We start from the raw sequence: 26,976 nt of genomic DNA, 5'->3' as shown, positions 1-26,976 counted from the left end.
ACGGGAAGAGACGTCACTCGTGTTTCGGAGGCTGGATGCTCGCACCGTTCGCGTCCTCGGCGGCCCCCGGGAGATGTTGGCGGTGCTGGAGGACTTCGCGCGCGGCGAGGGGGGCGCCGCGGCGGAGGTGTTGGAGCCCGGCGTCTGCGCGAGCTGGCGGGGATGGCGGCTGGATGTCGACGCCAACGAGGACGTGGGACGCATGTCGTCCCCTCAGCTCCTCGGCCAGGGTGGCCTCCAGCCGATGCGTGTCGCCACGGGGCTGGCGGGACGGGGCCGGGAGCTGAGCGTCTTCACCGAGGATGCTCGCACGGGCCGGGAGGACTTCCGCTACACGCTGCTGCTCGGCGACGTCGTCCTGGGCATCCGGGGCGAGGTGGACGCGCCCGAGCGCCACGTCTACGACGTCACGCTCAGGGGCGTGGCCCACCTGCTCGTGCGCGCGCTGCGGCGGGTGCATGCGCGGTGCGCGGCGCACGGCGACACGGCGGTGCTCGTCTTCACGGCGGAGGAGGCGGAGCAGCTTCGCCAGGGCGCGCGGGACTGGTGCGCGGCCACCGGGGACGAGGGCTGCCCGGAGTGGGTGTCACGCGTGGCCGAGGCGGAGTCCGGCGAGGAGGCCCTTCGGGGGCTCATCACCGCCACCGACGACGCGGCCCGCATCGCCGAGCGCCTGCTGGAACTGGGCGCCTTCCTCCTGGAGTCCGAGGCGGCGATGTCCCGGGACTGGCCCAGGGTGGAGCTGCCCGCGTGGCGTCAGGAGTAGCGCGCGAAGGCGGAGGCGGCCATGGGCACCGACTCCGAGGACAGCTCCGGCTCCGTGGAGGTCAGCGGCTGGTAGGCATCCACCGGTGACGCGCGCCCCACGACGAACTCCGCGGCGCTTCGAAGCTTCTCCAGCGCTCGCTCGGTGCAGTGCAGGGTGATGAGGGGCAAGAAGCCCGGCTCGCTCATCCACTTCACCGCGCCCAGCAGGTGGTTCGCGCTCAGGAACCGCATCACGTCATCCCGCAAGGCGCGACTCTCCTCGCCCGCGGCATGGAGGGCGGCGCGCCTGTCTCGGGGAGGCGGAGCCGGACGTGGCTCGCGCTCCTCCCGGGGCATGATGATGGTCTCGATCCACATCGGAGCGCCCTCCGGACGTAAGACCTGTGGGCTCGCTGACCGGGTACGGCTGCTTGCTCCCTGGCCCTCAGGTAACCGGGGAATGATGCGCGATTTCACTTCCGGTTGTTTTCGTCCGGGCGCCAATTCCTTCTCGACGGGCGACAAATTGTGAAAAATCGGAGTGATATTGGAACCCACGATGTCGGGCGGTGACGCACCGGGTAGGTGAGTCGCCCGCGGGGCGCACACCGCGGGTGTCCAGGTTGGGACATACGAATGCGACAGGAGGGTGTGTCAGGCTGGGGCACATGAGACCTGGCCGCGCGCTGGAGTTCGAGACGTTGTTTCCGCCGCCTCTCACATGGGGTGAGGGGAGGCGAGCGTCCTGGGCCGGTGGCTCGCATCGCGGCTCGGCGAGGTGAGCATGCGCGCCGGCAGGACGCCTCCTCCTCGTGGTCGTCGACGTGCGGAGGGTACGGCCTCGCGTGGGACGCGGGAGGCTCGTGAGGCGATGACGAGGACGTCCGCGCCGCGAGGACTGGGGCCGCCCGCCGTCTTCGTCGGGCGCAAGCAGGAGCTCCAGCGGCTGAGCAGTCTGCTGCGCCGCGTGCGCACGGGGGTCGTCTACGGCCTGCCAGGGGTGGGCAAGTCCGCGCTGGTGGCCGCGGTGGCGGCGCGTCATCGGGGGCCGGTGGTCCACCGACGCATCGCTCCGGGGGACGCGCTGGACTCGGTGGTGGACGACGCGCGCCGGCTCTTGCGCGAGGCGCCCGTGGCGCAGGCGTTGTCGGACGACGCGCGCCTGGAGGACCTGGCCCGGGAGCTGGACGCGCGCGGGGCGCTGTTCGTGTTGGATGACCTGCACGTGCTCGCGCGCGAGGAGCGCGTGGCGTTGGTGGAGGGGCTCGGCGGTCGGCTGCGAAAGGGCGCGCTGCTGGCCACCTCTCGCGAGGAGCTCCCGCGCCAGGCCACGAGCCCGGACCGCATCGAGCTGCGATTGGATGGACTGCCCGAGTCCGCGGCGCGGCTGCTGTGGCGTCAGCTGGACACGCTGTATGGCGCGCGCGAGGGCTTCGCGGCGGCCTGGGCCCGCTCCCGGGGCGTGCCGTTCCTGCTGCGCCGCGCGCACGCGAACGACGCGGACGTGGAGGAGCCGGTGCGCGCGGCGCTCTCGTCGCTGCCGCCGGATGAGCGGCATGTCGCCGCGGTGCTCGCGTTGTCGGAGCTGCCGCTGCCCGCCTCCGCGCTCGTCGACGTGCTGCCGGACGGTGGCGCGGGTGAGGCGCTGCGGCGACTGTCGGCCCGGCTCCTCGTCGAGACGGATGCGCGGGGCCGCCATGGCGTGCACGACCTGGTGCGCGAGGCGTTCCAGTCGCTGCTCGACGCCGAGGAGTCGCGCGCGGCGCACGAGGCGCTGCTCACGCTGCTGTCCCGCGAGCCGCTGCCGGAGGTGGTGCGGGTGCGCGCGATGTCCCGACACCTGCAGGCGTTGGGACGGCACGAGGAGCGTCGGGCCTTCATCGTCGGGGAGGCGGAGGCGCTCGTGCGACAGGGCGCGGCCGGGGAGCTGCTCACGTTGCTGGGCTCGCTGCCGCCCGCGCTGTTCACGCCCGAGGTGGGGCTGGCGCGGGCCCGCGCCCAGGTGCGCCTGTTGGACCTGCGCCGTGCCTACGAAGAGCTCTCGGTGTTGCGCGCGTCGCTCGGCGAGGACGGGGATGCGGGCCTTCGTGAGCAGGTGGGCACGGTGCTCGTGCGCGTGGCGCTCTTCTCGCTGGAGCTGGACGCGTGCGAGCGGACGCTGCAGTCCATGCCCATGCCACGCGACGCGGAGGTGTTCCTCCAGCAGCTCCTGGCGTGGGCCGCGCTGCGCTTCTTCCAGGGGCGACTGGATGAGTCCCTGGAGATGCTGGACGCGGCGTGCTCCGCGTCCGAGGACCGGCGCGTGCTCGGCTGGGGCGCCTATGCCCGCGCGCTGATGTGTTGGATTGAAGGCCGGGACGACGGACTGGAGGAGCCGCTCAACCAGTGTCTGTCCTTGCTGGAGGGCGCGCCGCTCAACTCACGCGGTCCGCTGGTGGCCGCCATGTCCGCGGGCATCCTCAGCAGGCTCGGCCGCTTCGCTCAGGCGGAGGCAGCGCTCGCGGGCGCGCGGGAGAAGCTGGGCCAGTTGGGTGCGCCGAGGCTGGCGCTGGAGCTCGACTGCATCGCCGCCCTCGTCCGGGGGGAGCGCGGAGAGCGCAGGGCCTCGCTCGCGGGCCTGCGGGAGACGTCGGCGCGCGCGCAGCAGGGCGGCTATCTCTTCATCCACCATCTCTCCCGCGTCTGTGCCGGTCGCATGTTGCTGGAGCTGGGCCGGCGCGCCGAGGGGCTCGCGTTGCTCGACGAGGCCGCGGCGGACGCACGGGCCCGGGGCGCCGAGGGACTGGCCCGCGCCGCCGAGTCCGCCCGCGCCGCCGACGTGCTGAGGCAGGTGGAGCGCCCCTCGGTGGTGGAGCCTCGCGAGGTGCGTCCGGGCATGGCGGCGCGGCAGCGGGCGCTGGCGGCGTTGGCCTCGGCGACGGCGGGTGACAGCGTGCGCGCCGAGGGACTGCTGGCCTCGCTGGAGCCCCTGGCGCGCGGCGAGGACTTCGCCCTGGAGCGCGCGCTGGCGCACCTGTCGCGAGCGCTGCTGCACCGGCTGGCCGAGCGCGCGGCGGAGTCGCGTGCCTCGCTGGAGGCCGCGGCGCGCTCCGCGGCGGAGGGTGAGGCGGACCCGGAGCTGATTCCAGAGCTGGCGCGCACGCTCGCCTCGCTGCGGGTGGTGACCTCCGCCGGCTCGCGTCTGGCCGTCGAGGCGCCCGTCGCCGCGTCGGACGGGGTGGTGCTCGACGCGCGCCATCACGAGCTGCGCGCGGGGGCTCGCTCCGTCTCGCTCGCGAAGCGAGTGCTCCCTCGCCGGCTGCTCTATGCGCTGGCCCGACGCCCGGGCCGCACGCTGCCGAAGGAGGACTGCGTGCGGGCCATGTGGGAAGCGGCCTATGACCCGAGGCTGCACGACAACGCGCTGCGCGTGCACGTGCGTCACCTGCGGGAGATGCTGGAGGGCACCGGCGCGCGGCTGGTGTTCGAGGACCCGGGCTATCGCCTCGAGGTGCCGCCGGGCTTCGCCTTCGTGCGCGACGAGCCCGGCGCGTCCTAGAGCGGCAGCTCCACCGCGAAGGTGGCGCCGCCGCCGGGCGTGTCCTCCACGTGGATGTGGCCGCCGTGCGCCTCGACAATCTGCCGGACGATGTAGAGGCCCAGGCCCATCCCGCCCTGTCGCCGCGCGTTGTCGCCCTGGGTGAAGCGCTCGAAGATGCGCTCGCGGTCCTTCTCGGGCACGCCCGGGCCGCTGTCGCACACCGTCAGCTTCGCCTTGTCGCCGTGCCGCGTGAGGGACAGCGACACCGGGTTGCCCGCGCCGTAGCGCAGGGCGTTGGACACGAGGTTGCTCACCACCTGCTCCAGGCGCAGCCGGTCGAAGCGGCCCTCCAACGGCCCGTCCACCTTCGCGCTCAGCGGCACGCCGGTGTGCCGGGCCTCGTCGCCGAAGCGCGCCACCAGGTCCGCCACGACGGCCGCCAGATCTCCATCGGAGAAGTGGAAGTCCAGCTTGCCCGTGCGGATGCGGCTGACGTCGAGCAGGTTGTCCACGAGCGCACCCAGCCTGCGCAGCTGTCGCTCGGTGGCGTCCAGCTTCGCCTGGACCTTGGGCGCGCCGAGCGTCTCCTGCGCGTTGCCCTCGGCGAGTCTTCGCAGCAACTGGGCCTGCAGACGCAGGGACGTCAGCGGCGTGCGCAGCTCGTGGCTCGCCAGCGAGAGGAAGTCGTCGCGCGTGCGCACGGCCTCCTGCAGCGCGAACTCCGTCTCCTTCAGCGCGGTGATGTCCAACAGCGCGCCGCGCACCACCATCACCTTGCCCGTCGCGTCGCGCAGCACCCGCGCGCGGCTGGTGAGCCAGTGCCAGGAGCCATCCGGCCAGTGCGTCCGGAACGTGGAGACGTACGAATCCGTCTTGCCCGCGGCGATGTCCGCCAGTTGCGTCTGCACGGCCGGGCGGTCGTCGGGGTGGAGCGATTCGATGAACCGCTCATGGGTCCACTCCGCCAGCGGATGTGGATAGCCATAGAGACGGTCATGTCCCTCCGAGCGGAACACCTGGCCGGTGGCGACGTTGGTCTCCCAGACGGCCATCTGCGCGGAGTCCAGCGCCACCTGGAAGCGCTCGCCGAGCTGACGGAAGCGCTCCTCGGTCCTCGCCACCTCGCTCTCCGCGCGCTGCCTCCGGGTGATGTCGGCGGCGAGCACCCACGTCTCCTCGCCCACCACGCGCACGTTGACGTCCAGCCAGACACGCGAGGGCAGCTCCGCCAGGAAGCGTCCACCCTCGCGCGTGGAGAGCGCGGCCATCAAGCGCTCGTGCAGCACGGTGCCCGCGAGCGCCGGCTCGGCCGTCCACGGCTCCTGACCGCACAGCTCCTCCGCAGGCACGCCGAGCAGCGCGGCGGCGCGGCCGTTCACCTCGCGGATGCGCCCCTGGGCATCCAGGCAGAGGAACGCCTCGCTCATCATCTCCCGCAGCACGCACAGGCGCGCCTCGGAGGACAGCCCGGCTTCGTCGGCGGGCGCGGCGGGCATGGCTCCCGTGGGGATGACAGGGGTGTCCGTGGAGGGGCTGGACACGGCGGTCTGCGAGGGGCTCATGTAGACCTGAACCGTCCCCTGGCCCTCCAAATGCGTCAAGTCATCCGCTCCGCCCGGGGAATCACGCTGCGGCGCGGCGTCCGCACGTCGGGACATCCACCAGCCCCGACCTCGACCCCTCCACAGGCCGGCTCCGCCTCGAGGGCGGGACATGCGACTCAGGACCCGCCCGGCGGCGCGGTCGGGTCCACGATGGGTTCAGGCATGACCCACGTTCCCGTGGGGTCCAGGTACGCCTGGTCGAAGGCGTAGAGGATGCCGTTCCAGCGGTCCCAGAAGTCGGCCCAATTGTACTCGGTGGGCGGCGACGTCAACGGGTTGCCGTCGCGGTCCGGCTGGCTGTTCGCATAGTCGGCGTAGTTCCAGACGACGGTGCCGAACTCGGTGCGCAGCAGCGGGGTGAGGGCCCGGAGCAGCGCGACGCGGGACACCTCGTCCGTGCGGGGCGATGCGGGCGAGAAGACGGGCTGCGCCATGTCGTGCTGCTCGCGCCAGGCGATGTAGTTGTTGGCCATGGCCACGAGCGCGTCACGGGTGGCGGGGCTCGTCGACAGGCGGGCCTGCTCGTAGAGGGCGAAGGCCGCGACCAGCAGGCTCTTGTAGTGCATGCCGGGGAAGAGCTGGTCGAACTGGTAGGGGCGCGGCGTGTCGAACGCGTGCGCCAGCGCGTAGTCGTAGGCCTGCACGGCCTGGGAGGGCACCGCGTCCACCAGCGTGAACTCCGCGAGCACGCGCGCGGGTGTCACCGCGCCGACGGCGCTCCGGCGCCACGCCAGGTACAGCTGCCCCGAGCCGCCGATGTCCGAGAAGATGGCGAGGTTGCCCTCGTGCAGGGTGCGCTCCAGCGTCAGCACCAGGTTCTCCGCCTTGTCGAGGGGCCAGAACCCCGGCGAGGACTGGTAGAGCGCGGCGAGGCGCGCGGAGGTGATGCTCAGCGTGCGCAGGTCCAGGAGCGCCGCGGTGTTGAGCGAGGTGATGAGCGCGCCGAGCGAGGCCGCCGCGTCGGTGGGCACGCCGCGCAGCACCAGCTCCAGGCCCAGCTTCTCCGGCGTGGCGAGCAGCTGGAGGTCGAGCCCCACGCGCTGGAGCGCGTGGAGCACCGACAGCGAGGGCTGTCCGCGCGCGGCGGCGATGATGCGCCTGGCGATGGCGGTGCCGAGCATCCCCTCGCCACCGGTGCGCGAGGCATTGGGCGCGAAGGTGAACCACGTGGGGCGCACGGCGCTTGCGCCACCGCGTTGCAGGGCCGGGTCCAGCACCGCGCCCAGCTCGTAGGCGATGTCGATGTAGCCCTCGGTGATGCGCTGGTTGTCTTCCAGCGGAGTCGGCGTGGACTGGGCGCTCGCGGAGGCGCAGGTGAACGCCACGGCGAGCACGAGCCCACGAAGGGCGTGAGAAGAGCGGGGAGCAGAGGGTCGTCGCATGGGGAGTCCGCCGGGAAGACGTGGGGTCCTGGGGAGGTAGTCATTGCCCAGGCGCTTCCACAGGCGTGGCGGCCCCGCGCCATCGCGGCGTTGTCGGAAACCCGACGGATGGATGGGGGCAGGGAGCCCATGTGCTCCCTGCGACGTGCTGCTGGGCCCGTGGACTCAGAGGTGGCGGACGGCGTGCTCCTCCCAGAGCGAGCCCGGCGCGGTGAACACGTCGGCGGGCTGGCCCTCGAGGACCCACCAGGCGCCTCGGGCCACCTCCTCCTCGAGCTGTCCGGGAGCCCAGGCGGAGACGCCCTCGAAGGTGAGGGAGTCACCGATGGGCAGGTGCGCCTCGCGGCGTCCTTCGTACCAGGTGATGCCGTCGAGGACGGCCTGAGCTCCCTCGGGGGCCGGGCGGCGCAGCGTGAGGGTGATGTGCAGTGCGGGGTTCACCGGGCCGCCCCAGCGGTCCACGCCCTGCGGAAGCAGCTCACCCTGACGGTTTCGCACGCGATTGAGCACCACGCCCCACGTCCTGCGCTGGGCGCCCGCGTCGAGGAGCAGCACCACGGTTTCGTCGAAGTTCTCCGAGACGCGGCCGGGACGCGAGACGAGCAGTGAGCCCGCACGGAGTGGGGCAGCGGGCAGCTGCTCCAGGGACTTGAGTGCGTCGATGGCGCGCGGGAAGAGCACGAGCAGCGCGGCCGCGATGAACATCAGCACCCAGCCGAGGTGCCAGCGCGAATGGCGCTTCATGACGCGCGGCCTGGACGTGAGCGGGTCCTGGCCGGGTGGGGGAGGGGGTTGCTCACGGCTTGCGGTGGGGCCGCGCGGGAGGCGGGGCCTCTGACATGTGCTCGGCCTTGAAGCGGGCCAGGGCCTGCTCGGGGTCGATCTCCTGGCGCTGCTCGGCCCGGGTCTTCTGGGGTGCGGCGTGCTGTTCGAGCACCGATGGCGCGGTCTGTTTCGAGCCGCGCAGCCAGCGCCGCGTCAGGGCGAAGAGGACGTAGAGGCCGAGGGCCAGCAGGCTGTACTTGAGGAGCCACTTGGCCACGCCGATGAAGAGGCCGACGGCGGCGATGGCGACCAGGAGTCCGATGCCGCCGATGACGAGGACCTCGCCGGTGCTCCACGAGGACTCGCGCTCATCCGCGCCTGTCGTGTCAGGGGACTCCTGCTCCTTCTGGATGAGGGTGGGCTGCTGAGACTCCATGAGAATCCCCCGACCTGGGAACGCCTGACGCGACCGCGCGTGCCTCAGCATAGGAGGGATGCGGGGCGACTGACAGTGCGGGACGGGCCGAGCGGCGGTGTTCCGGGCTCATACCGGTTACATGCGCCGGTCGGGCTTCATACCGGTTACAGGGCCCGGATGCGCTCCATACCGGTTACGCGGGCAATCCGGCCATGGAGGTCCGAGTCGCCACCGGGTTGTTCGAGTCATCGAGAGTCAGTGGGGTTACGCGGGCCGGCGAGGGTTCAGCCGGGCCAGGTCCAGGGGGGTGTCCACGTCCTCGCCGCCTCCAGGCAGTGGCACGGTGGCGACGCGGGTCGGCTCGCGGGCAATCACTCCGCGTGCGCCCTGGGCTGCGGTCAGGGCTTCCAGTTCCGGGAACACGGCGCGGGAGAACAGCGCGGGGACGCCGTGCGTGCCGTCGTATCCGGAGGCCACGATGGACGCCCCTGTGGTCCGCCAGGTGTCCACGAGGGCTCGGAGGTGTGCGGAGGTGACGCGGACCTGGTCACAGAGCATGAAGAGCACTGCGCCCACGTCGGGGGCATCTGATGGCGCCACCGAGAGCATCGCCGAGAGGCCTGTTGTCAGTGAGCCGCCGGGGCCGAGGGCCCACTCGGGATGCTCGATGACTCGCAAGGGGAGGTCGACGAGCTCGGAGACGATGGTGTCCCGATGGGCGCCGAGGACCACGAGCACGGGACCTTCGCCGAGGGACAGGGCCGCTTCCGCGGCGCGTCGGATGAGCGTCTTGCCCTCGTGGACGACGAGCTGCTTGGGATGCCCGAGCCGCGACGAGCCTCCCGCCGCGAGCAACACCACGCCCACCCGCGTTTCAGCTCCGGACTTGCTTCCGAGCGAGCGTGGCTCGTTCACACCCGCCCCATTTCGCGCGGGGGCCGTGGCCGGGCCTCCGCGGGAGCACTCGACGACGACAGCGTGGAGCTCGCCACGCGCGCTCGTCGCAGACCGCGCGCGGTTCTCACGCGAGCCTCCTCAGGAGAACCTGGCGATGCCGTGCCACGTCGTGCGTTCCTGGGGCTCAGGTCACGCTCGGTCCTCACGCCAGCTTCCGCAGGAGAACTCGACGACGGGGTGGCGCTCGCCGCTCGTGCTCGTCGCAGGTCGCGCGCGGTCTTCACGAGCGCCTCCGCGGGAGTGCCCAGCGATGCCGTGCTTTCCTGGAACCCAGCGCACGTTCGGTCCTCACGCGAGCTTCCGTACGGGAGGCGGCGCCACCGTGTGGATGGGCGCGCGGCGCTCGCGCAGCTTGCCGCCGTCTCGTTCGGACACCACGGCCTGCAACTCGGCGACGACGGACAGGGCGATCTCCTCCGCGCCCTCCGCGCCGAGGTCCAGCCCCACCGGAGCATGCAGCTTCTCCAGCATCATCGCGCTCGGCGCGGTGGCGAGCCCCGCGAGCAACCTCTCCGTGCGGGAGCGTGGACCCAACACGCCCAGATAGCGCAGTGGCCGAGGGAGAAGCCCGGCGAGCAGCTCCTGGTCCTGCGGCAGGCTGTGCGTCATCAACACCACCAACGCACGAGGTGACAGCGCAACGGACGTCGCCGCCTCACTCGCCTTCACCGAGACCACCGTATGCGCGAGAGGGAATCTCCGTCGCAGCGTCTGCGTGGGCCGGTCCGCGACCACCGTGACACGCCAGCCCAGGCTCGCGGCCTGCGTCACCACGGGCGCGACGTCGAACCCACTGCCGAAGAGCACCAGCTCGTGGGGAGGCTCCACCACCTCCACCAGCACGTCCGCGCCTCCGCACGGTCCGCTCCACGTGCGGCCCTGCTCCATCGCCTCGCGAGCCGCCTCGCGGACGGCCTCACCCAGTGCGCCTGGAATGTGGCCCGCCTCCACGCCATCGTCGCGCACCATCCACCGAGTCCCCACGGCCTGCGCGGGCCCCTGGTACACGGTGGCGACGACGGCGCGACGTCCCTGGTTCCGGGCCTCGTCCGCGAACACCAGCGCGTCGGCCGGGCCGGACTCGCAGCGCTCCAGCAACACATCCACGACGCCATTGCAGCCGAGCGCGAAGGACAGGCTCCCCTCGTCCTCGATGCCCTCACCCGTGGAGTCGTACCGGAGCACGCGCGGACCGGTGCTCGTCCAGAAGAACGCCTTGCGGACGATGTCCGCCTCCAGACACCCGCCGCTCACACCTCCCGCGAGCCATCCGTCCTCGCCCATCAACATCCGGGCGCCGGGCTTGCGGTACGATGAACCCGACACGGCGACCACCGTGGCCAGCACCCAGGGCCCACGGGAGCGCGCGCGAGCGCGGAGGATGGCATCCAGGTCCTTCATGCGGAGCCAAGCCTAGCAGACGCCCGCTGACGTCAGCTCGCCACGGAACCGTCACCGGGCCCGGCGGGCACCGCGTCTGTTGGCGACCGGGCAGGGGCTCTCGCGGTGAGTCGCGCGGCCTGCGCGCAGAAGAACACGAGGAGCACCGGCTCGATGAAGTACTTGAACCGCATGTTCTCGCCCTTCTCGAAGAGCACGCTCACCGAGACGACGAAGAGCACCGGCAACACCAGCCCCGCCACCTGGAGCCAGTCCACACGGCGCTTCAGCGCGCGCACGGCCCGCGCGCCCGCGAGCAACACCAGCACCCAGAGCACGGGCGACGAGAAGACGAAGTCGAGCGGCTCACGCCACGGCAGCCGGTCCACCAGGACGTTGGGCTGGTAGCGGCTGGACGGCGCGCCGTACATCACCGCGTTCTGCGCGAACGAAGCGAGCGTCGCGGAGAGGGGGCGTTCGAGGAGGGCGCGACGACACACGTACTTCAGACCCACCGAGTACCGCAGGGCATCCAGGTGGTTGTAGTTGTAGTAACCCCCGAGCTTCTCGTCCGTGCGCAGCACCGCCGCGCTGGACGGTGGCGGCAGGGACCTGGGCAGCACGTTGTCGGGCAGCCGCACCGAGCCGAGGTCGGGCTCGCCCATCCCAATGGCCCGACAGAAGTTGAGCCCGTCGAAGCTGGACGTCATGGACGTGTTGAACAGCGCGAGCTGCTTGGCGACGTAGGGGCCCGCGAAGAGCGTGACGACGACGAGATAGCGACCCACGCTCCGAGCCGAGGCCCCGCGCAGCGCGAGGCACACGGCCACCAGTGGGAAGAACGGCCACTGGAAGATGGAGCGCAGGAAGAACAGGACGAGCGACGCGGCCGCGAGCCGGGCGATGGAGCCGTCCTCTCGAGGGAAGCGCCACAGCTCGAAGCAGAACCACAGGAAGGCGAGGGCGCTGGCGGCGGTGCTGTCGAGCAGGGTCGCGAAGGCGAGGGTGCCCGGATGCAGCGCCATCACCACCGCGGCGACGCGGGCGAAGCGCCGCCCCGCCACCTGGAAGACCCAGGCATGCACGAGCGCCACCGTGCCGGCGAACACGAGCGCCCAGACGACGTAGGTCCACCGGTCCACGGCGTCGACCAGGGCCAGTCCATCGAGCGAGCCCTGGAGCCCGGCCAGCGTGGCGCGGAGCACATCCAGCAGGGGCGGCTGGATGTGCAGATACCAGAGGGAGCGCAGCGGCTCGTCGCGCAGCTCGCGCAGCGACAGCGTCTGCATCATCCGCTCGGAGCTCCACGCCTGGAAGCGCAGCCCGTCCGCGGTGAGTCGGCGCAGCCCTGCCTCCAGCACGAGCAGGAACAGGAATGACACGGCGAAGACGAAGCCCCGCTCGCGTCGGCTCGCGACACGGGCGTCGGGCATCGCGGGCGCGTCCGAGGCGAGGGGAGGGGATTCTGCCACCGCCGGCGAGTCTCGCAGCCTCCCGGGGTCTCCGTACAGTTCACGGAGTGTGACCCGGCGCCTCGGGCGGGCGCGAAGGAATCACCGGGGGGACTGGATGATTCCCCTGTCTCAGGCTGTACTTGGCTCTCGCATGCCCATCCTGCGTCAGGCCTACGCGCTCCAAGCCCTGCGCGAGCTCGGTCGACTGGCTCCAGACCTCGCCCGCGTCCGCGCCAACCTCTCGTTGGAGGACAGCCTGCGCAGCCTGAGCGAGGCCTGCCAGACGACGCTCGGCATGGAGCTGGAGACCCTCACGCTGTTCGACGCGCGCTCCGTCGTGCGGCTGTTCGGGCACGCCGAGCAGGCGCGCATCCTCGCCCACCTGATGGACGAGCGGGCACGCACGCTCGCCGAGCACGGTGACTTCGTGGGCGCCCTCTCGGACACCGTCTACGCGGGCCAGTTGCTCATGTGCTCGCGCCAGCGCTTCGGGGTCCAGAAGGACGCCGGCGCCGCCGACGCGCTGGAGCGCGAGCTGCCCAAGCCCCAGCCCTGAGTCGACTCAGGAGGCCCGACCCGTGACGCGCGCCCGGGGCCTGCGCACGACGTCGGCGCCGCACGCGGCCGCATGACGCGCGAGCGCCTCGTCGAGCGCGGCATCGTCCAGCTTCACGCCCTTCTCCCGCCACAGGTTGTCCACCTGGAGCACGCCCTCGCGCACGCGCGCCTCCAGCCGTCCCACCAGCTTCCCCCGGTGGAGCAGCGGACAGACGTACCACCCCCACTCGCGCTGCGCGGCGGGCTTGTAGACCTCCCACGTGTAGTCGAAGCCGAACGCCACGCGCACCAGCTCGCGGTCCCACAGCACCGGGTCCAGGGGTCCGAGGATGCGCATCCTCGCGTCGGGCTCCGGCTGCTCCCGCTTCCGGAAGCCCCTGGGCGCCAGGTACCGCCGGGGCGAGCCGGGGATGCTGACCGCCTCCAGCACACCCTCGTCGACCAACGTGTCGGGGAGCGAGGAGGTGCGCACCTCCGTCAGGGTGGACCAGTGCGGACCGCTCGCGCGGCTGAGCAGGCCGGAGGCCTCCACGCGCTCGGTCAGCCCCCAGCGTTCGAACGTCGTCTTCACCCGGGCCTCGGCCATCCGGGGCAGGGCGCGGTGCGGGACGTCGTACAGCTTGCCGCCCGGGCCTCGGCCACACACCACCACCTGGCAGCGCGTCCACAGGATTTCCAGCGCCATCGCCGTGGCGCGAGCGGTGCCCTTCCAACCACTCCAGTCGATGGGCACCACCGCGCCATGGTCCTTCAGCTCGCGTGACGAGGAGCGTCCGCGCGATGTCACCTCGTCGAGCACCGCGTGCAGCACCGCCTCCGGCACCCGCTTGAGTCGCTCCTCCAGTCGCCACCACGGAGCCTGGGCCGCGCGCTCGCGGTAGTAGGGGAACGCGCTGGTCGGCAGCAGGCAGCGCTCCTTGGCGAAGTGCTCGAAGGCATGCCCCGGCAGCAGGTGCCGGTACACGTCACCGCGCGCCAGCCCGTCCACGCGCGCGAGCGCCACCAGGTCCGCGTTGGTGCCGATGACGTCCAGCGGGTCCAATTGGATGCAGCGCAGGGACTTCAGGAGCGCGCGGGCACCCCGGGCGCCTTGAAGCGGGAAGGGACGCGAGAGCCCGAGGTGCGCGACGAGGAAGCGTCGAGCCTCGTCCGGCGGAAGCACGGTGGCGGGAGGATGCGAGGGCACGGGGTGGACTCTAACGTCGCCACGGCCGCTTGCCGGACGCCGTGTGTCCTCACGCGCCGGATTTCGCGGCGACGCGCTCCACGATGTCCCGGGGCAGGCGAAGGGCCCGTTCGAACTCCAGGCGCACGGGCGCCGGGACGGGAGGCGAGCGCGCGTCGAACTGCGCGAGCAGCCGCTCCCCCAGCGCGAGGAACTCGAGCCCCTGTCGCGCCAGGCTCCGGGCGAACGGATGCAGCGCCACCTGCACGCGTGGGGTGGTGGGCGCGCCGCTCGCGCTCCGGTCCTCCATGGCCAGCACGTCCCCCAGGCGCCAGAGCCTCAGGGCGGACTCCTCCCAGGGGCCGGCCTGCGCCTCGTCGGCGCCGTCGAGCAGCGTGTCCAGCGCGAAGAACCAGCTCCACGTCATCCAGAACTCGTCGACCGAGTCCTCGTCGCTGAAGGCCACGCCGCCCACGTCGATGAAGAAGCCTCCCACGAAGCTGCAGCAGCTCACGCGGGGCTGCTGGAGGACCTCGTCGAGGTACTCCCGCTCCAGGCCCTGGAGGTCCGCGAGCCCCACCCAGCGCTGCTCGACGAACACGCGGAGGTCGGCACGGAAAGGCGAGGCGGACATGGCCCCGACTGTACCGTGTAACCCCCTTGCTCGTGTAACCCCATGGCTCATCCGTGGGCCACGGGCCCCGCGTCAGTCGCGCGAGTCCTCGGGCTCCGGCTCCAGGCGTGCCTGGCGCTGGCTGGCCTCCCACGACTCCTCCGCGTCGTTCGCGTGGACGACGGCGGCCTCCGCGTCATCCTGGGCGCTGGCCCAGGTGGTGTGTCCGCCGGCGTAACCCTCCAGTGGCCGGGGACCCCGGTGGGCCTCCACCTCCAGGTCCCGCTGCTCCTGTTCGCGGAGCCGTTGCCGCTCCTGCTCGCGCTCCCGTTGGTGCTGTCGTTCGAGGATGGAGTCATCCGCCATGGCGCCGTCACCTCCTGGCTCCAAACCTGCGGACGGTGGACGAACGCCGCAGCGAAGCGGCGTCAGGGCCCGGCGGCCCGCATGCTCGGAGGGCGGCCGGAGCGCGCCGCCTCCCTCCGAGACACGGGGGCGATGTCAGCCTTCGCGCATGCGCAGGACGACCTTGCCGGTCGCGCGCCGGGCATCCAACTCGCGCAGCGCCTGCGCGCCCTGCTCCAGGGGGAAGACGGGGCCGACGACGGGCTCGAGCACGCCCTGGTCCGCCATCGCCTCCAAGTCCTTGGCGATGGTGGGCGTCAGCGACGGCTCATGGAGCAGGAAGCCGCCCCACGCCACGCCCACGACGTCGATGTTGCGCAGGAGCAGCTTGTTCACCGCCACCTCGGGGATGCGGCCCGCGGCGAAGCCCACCACCAGCAGCCGTCCCTCGGGCGCCAGCGCCTTGAGGCTCTTGTCGAAGATGTCCCCACCCACCGGGTCCAGCACCACGTTGGCGCCCAGGCCGTCCGTCAGCTCCTTGAGCTGCGTGAGCCAGGGCCCCGAGGACAGCAGCACCTCGTGCGCTCCCGCCTTGCGGGCCACCTCCGCCTTGCGCTCGTCGCTCACCACCGCCACCACGCGCGCGCCCGCACCGCGCGCCACCTGGATGGACGCCGTGCCCACGCCACCCGCGGCGCCGTGCACCACCACCGTCTCGCCCGCCTTCAGCCGGCCCCGGCGGTGCAGCGCGAAGTGCGCCGTGTGGTAGTTCATCACCACGCCCGCGGCCGCCTCGAAGCTCCAGCGCTGAGGGATTCGGAACACCATCTCGGCGGGAATCGCCGCCACCTCCGCGAAGCCTCCCAGCCCGAAGCTGAAGGCCATCACCCGCTCCCCCGCCTTCACCGACGCGCCCTCGGGCGCCGAGCGCACCACGCCCGCGACCTCCACGCCCGGCACGAAGGGCAGCGGCGGCTTCAACTGGTACTGCCCCTTCGTCAGGAGCAGGTCGGGGAAGCTCACCCCCGCCGCCACCACGTCGATGAGCACCGCGTCCTGCGCCTCGGGCTCGGCAAGCTCCACCAACGCCAGCCCGTCGGGTCCGTCCAGTCGCTGCAGCTGAAGTGCGCGCATGTGCCTTCCTCCCAGGACGGCAGCCTCGCGCACCCGTCCGCTTCCGCAAAGCGACTCGGTGCGAGGAGCGCTGTCAGCTTCGTCCCGAAGGCCGCGTCCACCGTGAGGATTTCCGGCGTCCGTCCGGTGTGGCCCGACACGCACTTGGGTGCTTGGGGTCGCTGGTTCGAGTCCAGCTCTCCCGACTTCAATCGGGAGATAGCTCAGCGGTAGAGCACGAGCCTGAAAACCATGGCCGCGCCACTCGGACGCTGGATTTCCTCTCCCTAAATTCCCAGGAAATGCCGCGAGAAATGCGCTCCGCGCGCGGACCTCGTGAGGGCCACTTTGGCCACGACTTTTTCCGGAATTCTGTTCACACCGGGGTTACCCACTACGTCGTACGGTTCCGGAAAAGCCGTGGGTAGGGCTCCAATAAGTTCCCGAAATGGCTGGGGCTTTTGGCTCAAGCTCGGAATTTAAGAATAAGTGACTTACTAAAATTATCGCGCAACCTTGAAATACACAACCATCCTGTGACACTGTGCTTCCTAATCTTTCCGTTTAGGAGGATTACATGGTGAATCAGCGAGTACGCGGTGTTCTTGGTGTAGCGGCGCTGTCCTTCCTCGTTGGTTGCAACGAGTCCACCCCTGCTCCCGAGGCCAAGCCCCAGGACACCGCGACGAAGAGCGCGGCGGCCCTGCAGCTGACCGGGAAGAAGGTTGTTGCTACGGATTCCTCCGGTGTCGCCAGGTTCATCACCGGCGACCTCGGCCCCGCACCGCAGGCGGCCGCGGGCTTCAAGGCCCTCGGTCAGGCGGATCTGGCTCCGGTGGCGGCGCTCATCGCGCCCCAGCTGAACCTGAACGCGGCGGACCTGGTCCTGAAGAAGACGTTCACGGACCGCCAGGGTGACGGCCACGTCATCTACGGCGTGAAGGTCAACAACATCCCCGTGCTGTACGGCCAGCTGCGCCTGACCACGCGCGGTGGCAAGGTCATCGCGGCGTCCACCAACACCCGCAGCGACCTGAAGGCCGCGGCCAAGGCGAGCGTGGACGTGTCGGTGGCGAAGGACGCCCTCCAGGCGGACCGCTCCACGTTCGACGGCCTGAAGATCGAGGAAGGCCACGAGCTGGTCTACTTCCGTGACGGCGACGAGCTGGTGCTCGTCTACAAGCTCATCCAGACGGGTGAGCGCCGCGACGGGACGCCGGTGCGCGATGTCGTCCTGGTCAACGCGACCAACGGCGACGTGATTGCCCGCCACCCGCAGATCAAGGAGGGCCTGGCCCGCCGGATGCACAACGGCAACAACACCACGACGCTCCCCGGCGCGGTCGTTCGCACCGAGGGTCAGCCCGAGGTCGCCGACCCGGTCGTCAACACGAACTACGACCACCTGGGCACGGTGTACGACTGCTACAGCGAGCTGTTCGGTCGTGACTCGTTCGACGACGCCGGCGCCACGCTGGTCAGCACGGTCCACCACCGCGTCGCGTACGTGAACGCCTTCTGGAACGGCACCCAGATGGTGTACGGCGATGGCGACGGCGTGAACGCCAGCAACCTGGCCAACTCGCTGGACGTGACGGCGCACGAGCTGACGCACGCCGTGACGGAGTACTCCTCCGACCTCATCTACGACGACCAGTCGGGTGGTCTGAACGAGTCCTTCTCCGACATCTTCGGCGCGGTGTGCGAGTGGTACGGCGACGGCAACGTCGTCAGCGCGCGCACGTGGCTGGTCGGTGACGACGTGTGGACGCCGAACATCCCGAACGACGCCCTGCGCTACATGGCGAACCCCACGCAGGACGGGGACTCGCTCGACTACTTCCACGACTACGACGACAGCGTGGACGTGCACTACAGCTCGGGTATCTCCAACCTGGCGTTCTACCTGCTGTCGCAGGGTGGCACGCACCCGACGGGCAAGACCACCACCGTCGTGACGGGCATCGGCATCGAGAAGGCCGGGCAGATCTTCTACAAGGCCAACAACGAGATCCTCGAGGCGGACGCGACGTTCGACGACGCGAAGATCGCCACCGAGCAGGCCGCCGCGCAGCTCGGCTACACCGCGGCTGAGATCGCCTCGGTGACCAACGCCTGGAAGGCCGTGGGCGTGGGCGTGCCCATCATCGTGGACACGACCCCCGTGCAGAAGGACGTGCCCATCACCGGCATCGGCTCCACCAGCGGCCAGAAGAAGTACTACGAGTTCAACCTGCCCGAGGGCGCGTACGACCTGAACGTCTCCATCGCCGGCGGCACGGGCGACGCGGACCTGTACGTTCGCTACAACAACGTCCCCACCACCAGCCTGTACGACTGCCGTCCGTACCGCGCTGGCAACGCCGAGTCCTGCGCGTTCGCCACGCCGGCCAACGGCCGCTGGGTCATCATGCTCAACGCCTACAGCACCTTCTCGGGCGTGACGCTGACGGTGACCTGGAAGGGTGGCTACGTGCCCGTGCAGTCCGGCATCGCGCTGAAGAACCTCTCCGGCGCGGCGGGCTCCTCGAACGTGTACACCATCGAGGTTCCGGAGCGTAAGCCTGGCTCCGGCATCAACAGCCTGTACATCCAGACGGGCGAGGGCGAGGGCAACCCGGACATCTACGTGAAGCTGGGCTCGGCGCCGACGAAGTTCGACTACGACTGCCGCAGCGTGAAGGAGCACCAGTCCGAGGTGTGCAACCTCATCAACGTGCCGGCCGGCAAGTACTACATCGAGATCTACGGCGCGAAGGGTGGCTACCAGGGCATCGCGTTCATCGCGTCGCACAAGTAATCACCTGATGTAGACGGCGCGGCCTCACCGCCGCGCCGCTCCAAGGCCCCGGTCGTCCGTTTCCTCACGGACGTCCGGGGCTGATTCATTTCCAGCGGGGCCGCGGAGTCTTCAGAGCGGGCGGGTGGCCGGCCCGGGGAGGATTTCGCGCAGGCACCGCTCGATGCCGCCCCGGTGCTTCCACTGCATGGGGTAGCCCAGCGACACCTCCTCGAAGCGCACCCCGTCGCGCCACTGCGTGAGCGGGATGTGGAGGTGGCCCGTCACGACGACTTCCGCGCGGTAGCGCGCGTGCCAGTCCTCGGTGCGCTTGGTGCCGCACCAGATGGAGAAGCGCGGGATGCGCGGCAGCCGCACGTGCTCGTGTCGGAGCGGGTAGTGGTTGACGAGGATGGTGCTGCAGCCCGGAGGCAGCGCGTCGAGCCGGGCCCGGGTGGACTCCACGCGCGCGGCGCACCACGCGGAGCGGCTGGGGTACGGGTCCGGATGCAGGAGCACCTCGTCGGTGCACAAGAGGTCGTCCTCGAACGCCCACTCCAGCGCCTTGTCCTCCGGCACGTGGTCCGGGCGGAACGAGTAGTCGTAGCCGAGGAACATGGGGACGATGACGCGGTGGGGGCCCTCGCCGGGCCAGCGCGGGTAGGGGTCCTCCGGCGTGAGCGCGCCGTGGCCACGGCACAGCGCCACCAGCCGTTGGTAGCGCGCGTCACCGCGCAGGGAGGGCTGCTCGGAGGGCATGGTCCACAGCTCGTGGTTGCCCGGCACCCAGATGACCTGGCGGAAGCGCGCCGTCAGCGTGCGCAGCATGAAGTCCATCTCGGACAGCGTCTCGCCCACGTCCCCGGCGACGATGAGCCAGTCGTCCGGGAAGGCGGGCAGGGTCTGCAGGGCCTGCTTGTTGTCGGCGTGACGCAGGTGCAAGTCACTGATGGCGTAGAGCTTCATGGGCGCGGCGGCACCTTAACGTGCCCGGAGGGCAGGCGCCGCCACGGCTCAGGCGCAGGGGTGTCCGGTGGCCTGTCCCAGGACGCGAAGCCGGGAGTGGAGCTCCTGGGGATGTGCGGCGCGGTCCACCCAGGTGATTTCGCGCGGACAGGACCTGGGAGGTGGGCGCACCGCGTGGAGCGCGCAGGCGGTGTGCGGGTGGCGTGCGCGCACGGCTTCGAGCAGGTGCAGCCCGTCTCCGTCCGGCAGCAGGTCTCCGCAGACGACCACGCGCGGGGGCTGCTCGTGCACGAGCGCGAGGGCCTCGGCCATGTCTCGCGCGAAGCGCTTGGCTCCGGGGAGGTCCCGGACGAGCCGACGCCACGCCGCGAGCGCGAGGGGGTCTTCATCCACGAACAGGAAGGTGACGAAGGGCTGCTTGCACATGGCTTCGACGTGGCGGGTGAGGTGACGCATCAGGTCCGCTTCCCATAAGACTACCTGGGAAGTTCTTGGATGCCAACCTCTCAAGTCATATCGACATGGACGAACCCGTTAGGTTAACGAACATGGAAAAGACCCTCGCATCCCGCCTCGGAGGAGCTGCGCGCCTGGCCCGCACCCGGCTGAACCTGACGCAGGCCGACGTCGCGGAGCGCATCGGTATCGCGAGCGAAGTCTACGGGCGGCTGGAGCGCGGCCACATGTTGCCGAGCATCCAGACCTTCCGGCGGCTGTGCGTGGTGCTCTCCATCTCCGCGGACGAGGCGTTGGGCCTCAAGCCCTCGCAGGAGGTGAAGTGGGCCGCGGAGCCTCCCAGCGAGTATGGCGAGTCGGGTGAGCTGCGCCGGCTGTTGCGCCGGGCCAAGCAGCTGGACCGCAGCGCCATCCGCCTGTTGAGCGTGCTGGCCGCGCAGTTCAAGCCCAAGGGCACCTGAGCGCGGCGCGTCCGGTTACTTCCGGGGGCGCGCGGCGGAGAGCTTCGACAGCCGGTCCTTGAGCTTCTTCGCGGAGGGGAAGCCGTGGAAGAGCACGACCTGGGGATGGGCCTCCAGCGTCTGTCGCTCGCCGGGTTCCTTGGCCAGGAGGGCCCGGTCGACGCCCAGGAGCAGCCCCGCGTCGGGCCGGGTGCGCAGCTCGGCGAGCCTGCGGGTGAGGGCGCTCGCGTGCCAGGCGTGGAACAGCTCCAGGGCGAATTCCTGACGCGAGTCGCGGTGGCGGAAGGTGAGGTCCGGCACGCACAGGCTGGCGGCGCCCACGTGGCGGGGCAGCGGCGTCAGGTCCAGCTCCCACGCGTCATCCTCGAAGCTGGAGGACAAGGAGGCGACCTCCTCGGGGACATGACCCAACGCGGCGGGTAGGGGAGAGACGAGCGGGTCCTTGTCGCTCAACATCAGCGTGGCCTGGCGGCGCGAGGGCTCCACCGTGGCCTTGAGTTCCCAGCGCTCCAGCACCGGCACCACGGACAGGAACGAGGCGAGCTGCAGGCCGTACTTCTTCTGCAGCGCGAGCATGGCGCCGGGGCCCTCGACCTCCAGCTCCCAGTCGGGGCCATCGCGTCGGACCTCGGCGACGAGCCGGCAGAACTTCAACCAGCGCAGCACCTTGCGCACGCGCAAGAGCTCCGGTGAGCGGGCTCGCAGCGTCAGCCGCCGCGCGGAGAGGAGGGGCCCCTGTGCGAGGGCGAGGTTGTAGCGGTCGACCAGCGTCTGCGCCGTGGGGGGCTCGCCGTCCCAGCCGAGCAGCTTCCGGTTTCCGGGCAGGTCCGCGTACAGCGCCTGGCGTGCGTGCGGCAGCGGCGTGCCGAGGGCCTGCTCCAGCCGGGCCTCGTAGGCTTCGACGGTGGTGTCGGGCGTCAGCGCGCGCAGCACCTGGGCGGCGGTCTTCAGTCGGGCCCAGCGTGTCTCGGAGACGTCGGGCGCGGGCTCCTCGAAGGTGAGCCGGTCGACGAGCAGCTTCACCAGACCGCGCGCGATTTTCGGACGAGACCACGCGCCCGCGAGCAGACCGAGGGCTTCTTCCACGTCGTCACAGATGGCGCCTCGCGAGGCCTCGATGGAGGCGAGCAACTCCGTCGCGAGTGCGAGGAGCGCCGGGTCGTCGCGCTTCACGAACGCGGGACGAAGGATGCCCTTCTGCGTGCGGTACGCGAGCAGCTCCCGCGTCAGCATGGCGCGCCTCGCTTGGCGAGCGTGGGGTCGTCGCGCTTCACGAACGCGGGACGAAGGATGCCCTTCTGCGTGCGGTACGCGAGCAGCTCCCGCGTCAGCATGGCGCGCCTCTCTTGGCGAGCGTGGGGACGTCCCGCTTCACGAACGCAGGACCGAGGATGCTCTTCTGAACGCAGTGCGCGAGCCGGGTCCGCATGGCGCACCTCTCGTGGTGAGCGCGAGGGGTGTCCTGCTTCAGGAGTGCGAGATGGAGGATGCCCTTCTGCATGCGGCATGCGAGCCGGGTCCGCACGGCGCGACTTGTGTGGAGCGCGCGAGGAGCGCGGAGACGCCGCGCTTCACGAACGCAGGACGGAGGATGCGCTTCTGCGCTCGGTGCGCGAGCACCTTCCGGAGCCGCACGGCGCGCCCTGCGCGGAGCGCCTGGGGAAATGGATGCCCATCGACGAACGGGGTGGCGGTGGCCCGCGTGTCGCGGGCGTCCACACGTGGATGCCCTGGGACGCGCGTTATCGCTCGGGAGTCTGCGCATGGCCGCCGGGCGAAGGATTTCGGTCGTGCTTGCGTGGGGGATGGCCCCGGGTCGCACATCATCGCCCCAGCGTCCTGCCGTGGCGGCCGGGCACATGCCGTCGTGGCGCGGGCGTCGCATCTCAGCCCTCCTCCAGGTAGGCGTCGTGCTGCCTGCGTCGCTCGCTGATGCCGCTCTCCGCCGTCTGCGCGGAGCAGACCTCGTACAACATCGCCCGCTTCCCGGGGCGCTTGCGGAGGATTCGCCCCAGCCGCTGCACGTGCTCGCGCACGCTCCCGCTGCCGCTGAGCACCACTCCCACTCGCGCCTCCGGAACGTCGACGCCCTCGTTCAACACGCGCGAGGTGAGCAGCACCGGCAGCTCCCCCGAGGCGAACGCCGCCAGCAGCGCCTTGCGCTCCGGTATCGGCGTGTGGTGCGTGAGCGCGGGCAGCAGCAGCCGGCGCGCCAGCGTGTACACCGTCTCGTTGTCGTCCGTGAAGACGAGCACCCGGTCCTCGCGGTGCTCCAGCAGGATTCTCCACAGCACCTCCTGCTTGCCGCTGGAGGTGAGCGCGATGCGGCGCTGCTCGCGATAGGCGCGGTACGCTGCTCGGCCCTCGTCGCTGCGCTGGCTCTGCGCCAGGAAGCGCGCCCAGCCCTCCGGCGCCGACAGCCGCACGCCCAGCTTGCGCACGAAGCCCAGGTACAACGCCCGGGCCTCGTCGTAGCGCGCCTTCTCCGCCGACGTCAGCGGCACCTCCACGCGCTTCACTTCATAGGGCGCCAGGTACTCCCCCTGGAGCTCGCGGATGTCGGTGCGGTGCACCAGCGGCCCCAGGAGCTCCTCGCACACCCGCTCGCCGCCGTCCGTGCGCTCCAGCGTCGCGGTGAGCCCCAACCGGTACGGCGCCAGTGAGCCCTCCGCGATGAACCGATAGCTGGGCGCCGGCAGATGATGACACTCGTCACACACGAGCAACCCGAAGCGGTTGCCGTGGAACTCCGTCTGCATCGCCGCCGAGTCGTACGTCGTCACCGTCAGCGGTTGCCGGTCGTTCACCCCGCCGCCCAGCATCCCCACCGGCGTGGAGAAGTGGCGCGCCAGCACGCCCTGCCACTGCGTCATCAGGTCCAGCGTGGGCACCACCACCAACGTGGGCCGCTTCACGTGCGCGATGGCCAGCACCGCGAGCAGCGTCTTGCCCGCGCCCGTCGGCAGCTCCACCAGCCCCTGGCCTCCCGCGCGCGTCCAGGCATCGAGCGCCGCGCGCTGGTGGGGGAACGGTTGGATGGGCACCGTCAGCTCCGCCTCGAGCGGCTCGAAGCGCTTCGCGCGGTCCTCGTACGCCACCCCCAGCTCCCTCAGCCTCAGCACCACCTCGCGGTAGTGCCGGGCGGCGGCGCGGTACACCCCCGTGCGCCCGTCCTTCTGGAAGAGGGCGCTCAGCCGCGCATCGTCCGGCAGCGTCGGGGCCACCAGGGTGCCGCAGTCGAAGTGGAGCTCGAGGGGGGCATCCATCATGGGCGAGCGTTGGACGTAGCCGGTCGATTCCCCTTTCGCCAGCCTCTTGAGAAGACGAGAGCGTCGCCGGCTCCAGGCGTGCCACCTTGCGGCCGGCCCGGCGTTCGGGTTACCCACCCGCGCCCATGCGTTTTGTCTCGCTCGTTCCCCTGCTGTGTGGGCTGGCGGTCGTCGCCCAAGGTGGTCTCAACAAGCGCTTCGCCGGCCAGTGGGGCCTGCTGAGCGCCGTCCTCATGAACATGGTGGTGGCGACGGTGGCCACCTTCGCCGTGTACGCGGTGGCGCGCACCGTGCCCGGCCTCTGGCCCGAGGCCGGCGCCGCCGAGGGGCGCTTCTCCGGCTTCACCCCCTGGCACCTGCTGCCCGGCCTGTGCGGCGTGGTCATCGTCGTGGGCATGCCGTGGGCCATCGGTCGTCTGGGCGCGGTGCAGTCCGTGCTGCTGCTCATGGCCGCCCAGCTCGTCACCAGCCTCATCTGGGATGCCATGGTGGAAGGTCGCCCGGCGACGACTGCCCGGGTGTTGGGCTCGGCGGTCGCCTTCGCGGGTGCGGCCATCGCGGTCTGGAAGGGTTAGCTTTCCATTCAGATGCGTCGCGTCCTCATCGCCAGTCCCCATGCCGCCTCGCGGGAGCTGCTCCGCCGCGTGCTCGCCGTCGGCGACGAGAGCCTCTCCATCTCCGCCACGGGCGACACCGACGACGCGCTCGCCGCCATCGCGTCCTCGCCGCCCGCGCTCGTGGTGGTGGACCTGCGCCGACAGGACGAGGACCACCCGCTCTTCCTGGGGCTTCTGCGCAAGCGCTACCCCACGCTGCCCGTCATCGCCCTGGTTCCCGGTCGGATGCGCATCCTCGATGGCACCCGCGAGCGCGTCGTGGACGCGCCCGGTGAGTCCGCCGAGTCCCTCCATCAGCTCCTGGAGTCGCTGCGCACGGCGGTGCGCGAGCTGGTCGCCCAGGATTTGCTGCGCGTCCTGCGCACGCCGGTGGGGCGGGCCTGAGCGCCCATCACAGGCGCAGCCGGTAGCCCAGTCCGCCCGCGAGGAGCCCGCCGATGTTCACGTCGCCCGTGGTGACGAAGTCGAGCGGCGCCAGGTGGTAGTGCGCCTCCAGGAAGAGCCCCCCGGGGCCCAGCGGCAGCTCCACGCCGAGCAGGGCCTGCAGCCCCAGTCCGCCGCCGCTCTCCGACGCCGTGGCGCCGAAGAGGTCGGACGTGGCGCGGTGCAGGTACAAACCAGGGCCTCCGCCCACGTACGGCGTCAGCGAGCCGAAGGCCCGCTCGAAGCGATAGACGGCCGACAGCAGGAAGGCCACCTCGCGCACCGCGAGCGTGTAGCGGCCATCCGGTGGCGGCGCGCCGAAGCCTCCCAGCTGCGGGTCCGTGAGCACGCCGGACGTCTGCGGGCGGTGGTAGCTCACCTCCAGCGTCACGGCCAACCGCCGCTCGAGGAAGGGCGTGACGTAGCCCAGCTCCAGCCCCAGGTAGAGGTCTCCGCCCAGTGACGTGGTGGACTTGAAGAAGCCCACCTTGGGCGCGAGCAGCACGTTGCCTCCCTCCGAGGGGGCGGGCTTCGCGCCGGAGGTGAGCGCCGCGAGCGCGACGAGCACGAGGGCATTCATGGCTGCACGGCTCCAGGGACGTCGAGGGGCGCGGCCTCTTCCAAGGTGAATCCAGGCGCGGCCACCACCGTGAAGCCCTCCGCCGCGGGCACCGCGCCCAGCGCGCCGGCGGGGTCCAGGACCTCCAGCGCATAAGGGCCGCCCACGATGATTCCGTGAGGGCAGGTGGGGTCGCCTCCAGGCTCCTCGAACCCCGAGCACGTGGGCACCACCGCGCGCAGCTCCTGGGGCGACACCAGCTCCACCGAGCGCAGGGGGATTCGCTGCGTCTGGGATGGCGCCGACTTCACGGGGGCCACGATGAAGACCTCGGGCACGGCGCTGAACGCGCGCTGGGCGCCGGTGGGCGTGTTGCGGATGAGGACGGTGGTGTCGCCGCGCTCGGCGCCGGAGCGAGGTGACACGGTGAGGGTGCCCAGGCGCGGGTAGCGCACGTCGAGGGCGCCCGTCGCGACGGCCTCGCACCCGTCTCCATGCGCGAGGACCAGGCTGTAGACACCCTCGGGCGTGCCCGGCGGCAGCTCGGACTCCACGCGCGTGGGCGAGACGACGGTGACGAAGAAGAGCGGCTGGTCCTCCACGCCCTCGCGGCGCAGGGAGAGCAGCGGGTTGGTGCCCGGCTGGAAGCCCTGGCCCTCGACGACGATGGGGTTGGAGTCCGCGGCCGAATAGCCGCCCGAGGGCGGCACCACCCGCGTCACCGAGGGCGGCTCCACCACCAGCAGCGCGTCCGGCAGCCGGCCCGTGCCGCCCAGGGGATTGGCCACCTCCACCGCGTAGCTTCCCGGCGAGAGCTCCACGGGAGGGGTGCTGTCGCGCGTGGGCACGTCGAGCACCAGCAGCTCCGGCCGCACATAGAAGACCTGCTCGCGCGTCAGCGTGTACGTGGACGGGCCGCGCAGCGTGACTTCCGGCAGCTCCACCGTGGGCGTGTCGGTGAGCACCTCGCCTGGCACGGGTGAGAAGCGCCGGCCCTGGAGCTCCAGCCTCCAGCCCGTGGCCCCGCCCTGGGCGTTGCACAGTCGGGTGAGCTCACCCACGCGGGCTCGCGGGTTGACGACCCTCTCCACGGCGGGCGTGGGCCCCTCCGTCGTTCGCGAACACCCGCCGAGCACGAGCACGGCGGTGGCGATGGCTGTCAGGCGCAAGGCGCTCCTCCCCTTCGTCTGCGAAGCCGCGCACGTTAGGACGCCCTCCCCGGAGGTCCGGAGATTTTTCCGGTTTCGGTCCCCCAGGCCGCCCCGTGGGACGGGGCCTTCTTCGTAACCATTCGAAGTCATTGGCTTCGTGAGGTTTCCGAAGGACGGCACGGCGGATGCTATGGCCACGCGCCGCGGGGGATGACGCGGGTCGGTGGGGGCGATGGGGGCGGGTCGGCGGGGGGCGATGGGGGCGGGTCGGCGG

Annotated in this window: 26 protein-coding genes; 7 read left to right on the top strand and 19 right to left on the bottom strand. The window is 71.1% G+C overall.

Features of this window, described 5'->3' with window-relative positions; translation table 11 throughout:
- Positions 1-19 precede the first annotated feature (19 nt).
- Positions 20-766 carry a hypothetical protein gene (locus LXT21_RS34310; protein WP_254042445.1) on the top strand — a complete coding sequence of 249 codons (747 nt, stop codon included), beginning with the start codon at positions 20-22 and terminating at the stop codon, positions 764-766.
- Here LXT21_RS34310 and LXT21_RS34305 read toward each other — a convergent pair.
- Positions 757-1,125: a hypothetical protein gene (locus LXT21_RS34305; RefSeq protein WP_254042444.1), complete on the bottom strand. Its 369-nt coding sequence runs from the start codon at positions 1,123-1,125 to the stop codon at positions 757-759. The genes LXT21_RS34310 and LXT21_RS34305 overlap by 10 nt on opposite strands.
- A 493-nt stretch (positions 1,126-1,618) precedes the next feature.
- On the opposite strand from LXT21_RS34305, the gene LXT21_RS45255 reads away from it, so the two are divergent.
- Positions 1,619-4,285, top strand: a complete 2,667-nt coding sequence (locus LXT21_RS45255; protein WP_267145434.1) for a winged helix-turn-helix domain-containing protein — start codon at positions 1,619-1,621, stop codon at positions 4,283-4,285.
- On the opposite strand, the gene LXT21_RS34295 is transcribed toward LXT21_RS45255, so the two are convergent.
- The 7 genes from LXT21_RS34295 to LXT21_RS34265 form a co-directional block, all read right to left on the bottom strand.
- Positions 4,282-5,829: a sensor histidine kinase gene (locus LXT21_RS34295; RefSeq protein ID WP_254042443.1), complete on the bottom strand. Its 1,548-nt coding sequence runs from the start codon at positions 5,827-5,829 to the stop codon at positions 4,282-4,284. The genes LXT21_RS45255 and LXT21_RS34295 overlap by 4 nt on opposite strands.
- Positions 5,830-5,987: 158 nt before the next feature.
- On the bottom strand, positions 5,988-7,253 hold the full coding sequence (locus tag LXT21_RS34290; RefSeq protein ID WP_254042442.1) for a hypothetical protein: 1,266 nt from the start codon (positions 7,251-7,253) through the stop codon (positions 5,988-5,990).
- 165 nt (positions 7,254-7,418) lie between these two features.
- Positions 7,419-7,997, bottom strand: a complete 579-nt coding sequence (locus LXT21_RS34285; protein WP_254042441.1) for a YqgE/AlgH family protein — start codon at positions 7,995-7,997, stop codon at positions 7,419-7,421.
- Positions 7,998-8,049: 52 nt separating this feature from the next.
- Positions 8,050-8,454, bottom strand: a complete 405-nt coding sequence (locus LXT21_RS34280) for a hypothetical protein (RefSeq protein WP_254042440.1) — start codon at positions 8,452-8,454, stop codon at positions 8,050-8,052.
- 246 nt (positions 8,455-8,700) lie between these two features.
- Positions 8,701-9,351 (bottom strand): nucleotidyltransferase family protein, encoded by a 651-nt coding sequence (locus LXT21_RS34275; protein ID WP_254042439.1) that lies wholly within the window; start codon positions 9,349-9,351, stop codon positions 8,701-8,703.
- Positions 9,352-9,681: 330 nt separating this feature from the next.
- Positions 9,682-10,794, bottom strand: coding sequence for an XdhC family protein (locus tag LXT21_RS34270; protein WP_254042438.1), 1,113 nt, complete (start codon positions 10,792-10,794; stop codon positions 9,682-9,684).
- A 32-nt stretch (positions 10,795-10,826) separates the two neighbouring features.
- Positions 10,827-12,206 (bottom strand): hypothetical protein, encoded by a 1,380-nt coding sequence (locus tag LXT21_RS34265; RefSeq protein ID WP_254042437.1) that lies wholly within the window; start codon positions 12,204-12,206, stop codon positions 10,827-10,829.
- Between the two features lie 172 nt (positions 12,207-12,378).
- Here LXT21_RS34265 and LXT21_RS34260 point away from each other — a divergent pair, with 172 nt between their 5' ends.
- The gene (locus LXT21_RS34260) at positions 12,379-12,783 is read left to right on the top strand and encodes a hypothetical protein (protein ID WP_254042635.1); all 405 of its coding nucleotides are present in this window, start codon (positions 12,379-12,381) and stop codon (positions 12,781-12,783) included.
- A gap of 6 nt (positions 12,784-12,789) precedes the next feature.
- Here the strand turns inward: LXT21_RS34260 and LXT21_RS34255 are convergent, their stop codons facing one another.
- The 4 genes from LXT21_RS34255 to LXT21_RS34240 all read right to left on the bottom strand — a co-directional run bounded on the left by LXT21_RS34255 (position 12,790) and on the right by LXT21_RS34240 (position 16,042).
- A complete protein-coding gene (locus tag LXT21_RS34255) occupies positions 12,790-13,971 on the bottom strand; it encodes a DNA glycosylase AlkZ-like family protein (protein WP_254042436.1) in 1,182 nt (393 codons plus the stop codon).
- 49 nt (positions 13,972-14,020) lie between these two features.
- Positions 14,021-14,584 (bottom strand): hypothetical protein, encoded by a 564-nt coding sequence (locus tag LXT21_RS34250; RefSeq protein ID WP_254042435.1) that lies wholly within the window; start codon positions 14,582-14,584, stop codon positions 14,021-14,023.
- Positions 14,585-14,656: 72 nt separating this feature from the next.
- Positions 14,657-14,929, bottom strand: coding sequence for a hypothetical protein (locus tag LXT21_RS34245; protein WP_254042434.1), 273 nt, complete (start codon positions 14,927-14,929; stop codon positions 14,657-14,659).
- A 135-nt stretch (positions 14,930-15,064) separates the two neighbouring features.
- Complete coding sequence (locus LXT21_RS34240) at positions 15,065-16,042, bottom strand: NADPH:quinone oxidoreductase family protein (RefSeq protein ID WP_254042433.1); 978 nt, start codon at positions 16,040-16,042, stop codon at positions 15,065-15,067.
- A 556-nt stretch (positions 16,043-16,598) separates the two neighbouring features.
- On the opposite strand from LXT21_RS34240, the gene LXT21_RS34235 reads away from it, so the two are divergent.
- Complete coding sequence (locus tag LXT21_RS34235) at positions 16,599-18,821, top strand: M4 family metallopeptidase (RefSeq protein ID WP_254042432.1); 2,223 nt, start codon at positions 16,599-16,601, stop codon at positions 18,819-18,821.
- Positions 18,822-18,932: 111 nt separating this feature from the next.
- On the opposite strand, the gene LXT21_RS34230 is transcribed toward LXT21_RS34235, so the two are convergent.
- Positions 18,933-19,766 (bottom strand): metallophosphoesterase family protein, encoded by an 834-nt coding sequence (locus tag LXT21_RS34230; RefSeq protein ID WP_254042431.1) that lies wholly within the window; start codon positions 19,764-19,766, stop codon positions 18,933-18,935.
- A 48-nt stretch (positions 19,767-19,814) separates the two neighbouring features.
- Complete coding sequence (locus LXT21_RS34225; protein ID WP_254042430.1) at positions 19,815-20,222, bottom strand: response regulator transcription factor; 408 nt, start codon at positions 20,220-20,222, stop codon at positions 19,815-19,817.
- Positions 20,223-20,314: 92 nt separating this feature from the next.
- Between LXT21_RS34225 and LXT21_RS34220 the strand changes: the two genes are divergently transcribed.
- Complete coding sequence (locus tag LXT21_RS34220) at positions 20,315-20,683, top strand: helix-turn-helix transcriptional regulator (protein WP_046715939.1); 369 nt, start codon at positions 20,315-20,317, stop codon at positions 20,681-20,683.
- A 15-nt stretch (positions 20,684-20,698) separates the two neighbouring features.
- Here LXT21_RS34220 and LXT21_RS34215 read toward each other — a convergent pair whose 3' ends face one another.
- The 3 genes from LXT21_RS34215 to LXT21_RS34205 form a co-directional block, all read right to left on the bottom strand.
- Positions 20,699-21,916: a DUF790 family protein gene (locus tag LXT21_RS34215; RefSeq protein ID WP_254042429.1), complete on the bottom strand. Its 1,218-nt coding sequence runs from the start codon at positions 21,914-21,916 to the stop codon at positions 20,699-20,701.
- Entirely contained in the window at positions 21,910-22,017 is a 108-nt protein-coding gene (locus LXT21_RS34210; RefSeq protein WP_254042428.1) for a DUF790 family protein, read from the bottom strand. The genes LXT21_RS34215 and LXT21_RS34210 overlap by 7 nt, the downstream gene beginning before the upstream one ends.
- A 552-nt stretch (positions 22,018-22,569) precedes the next feature.
- On the bottom strand, positions 22,570-23,949 hold the full coding sequence (locus tag LXT21_RS34205) for a DEAD/DEAH box helicase (protein ID WP_254042634.1): 1,380 nt from the start codon (positions 23,947-23,949) through the stop codon (positions 22,570-22,572).
- Positions 23,950-24,077: 128 nt separating this feature from the next.
- On the opposite strand from LXT21_RS34205, the gene LXT21_RS34200 reads away from it, so the two are divergent.
- Together LXT21_RS34200 and LXT21_RS34195 are read left to right on the top strand one after the other, a co-directional pair.
- Positions 24,078-24,527, top strand: a complete 450-nt coding sequence (locus LXT21_RS34200) for a DMT family transporter (protein ID WP_254042427.1) — start codon at positions 24,078-24,080, stop codon at positions 24,525-24,527.
- Between the two features lie 12 nt (positions 24,528-24,539).
- A complete protein-coding gene (locus LXT21_RS34195; protein ID WP_254042426.1) occupies positions 24,540-24,953 on the top strand; it encodes a DNA-binding transcriptional response regulator in 414 nt (137 codons plus the stop codon).
- 7 nt (positions 24,954-24,960) lie between these two features.
- On the opposite strand, the gene LXT21_RS34190 is transcribed toward LXT21_RS34195, so the two are convergent.
- Both LXT21_RS34190 and LXT21_RS34185 read right to left on the bottom strand, forming a co-directional pair.
- Positions 24,961-25,572: an outer membrane beta-barrel protein gene (locus LXT21_RS34190; protein ID WP_254042425.1), complete on the bottom strand. Its 612-nt coding sequence runs from the start codon at positions 25,570-25,572 to the stop codon at positions 24,961-24,963.
- Positions 25,569-26,720 (bottom strand): hypothetical protein, encoded by a 1,152-nt coding sequence (locus tag LXT21_RS34185; RefSeq protein WP_254042424.1) that lies wholly within the window; start codon positions 26,718-26,720, stop codon positions 25,569-25,571. The genes LXT21_RS34190 and LXT21_RS34185 overlap by 4 nt, the downstream gene beginning before the upstream one ends.
- Positions 26,721-26,976 lie beyond the last annotated feature (256 nt).

This window comes from Myxococcus guangdongensis (genome assembly GCF_024198255.1).
In the GTDB taxonomy this organism is placed as follows: domain Bacteria; phylum Myxococcota; class Myxococcia; order Myxococcales; family Myxococcaceae; genus Myxococcus; species Myxococcus guangdongensis.
The sequence above is the reverse complement of the archived record's forward strand: the minus strand, read 5'-3'. Positions and strand labels throughout refer to the sequence as shown.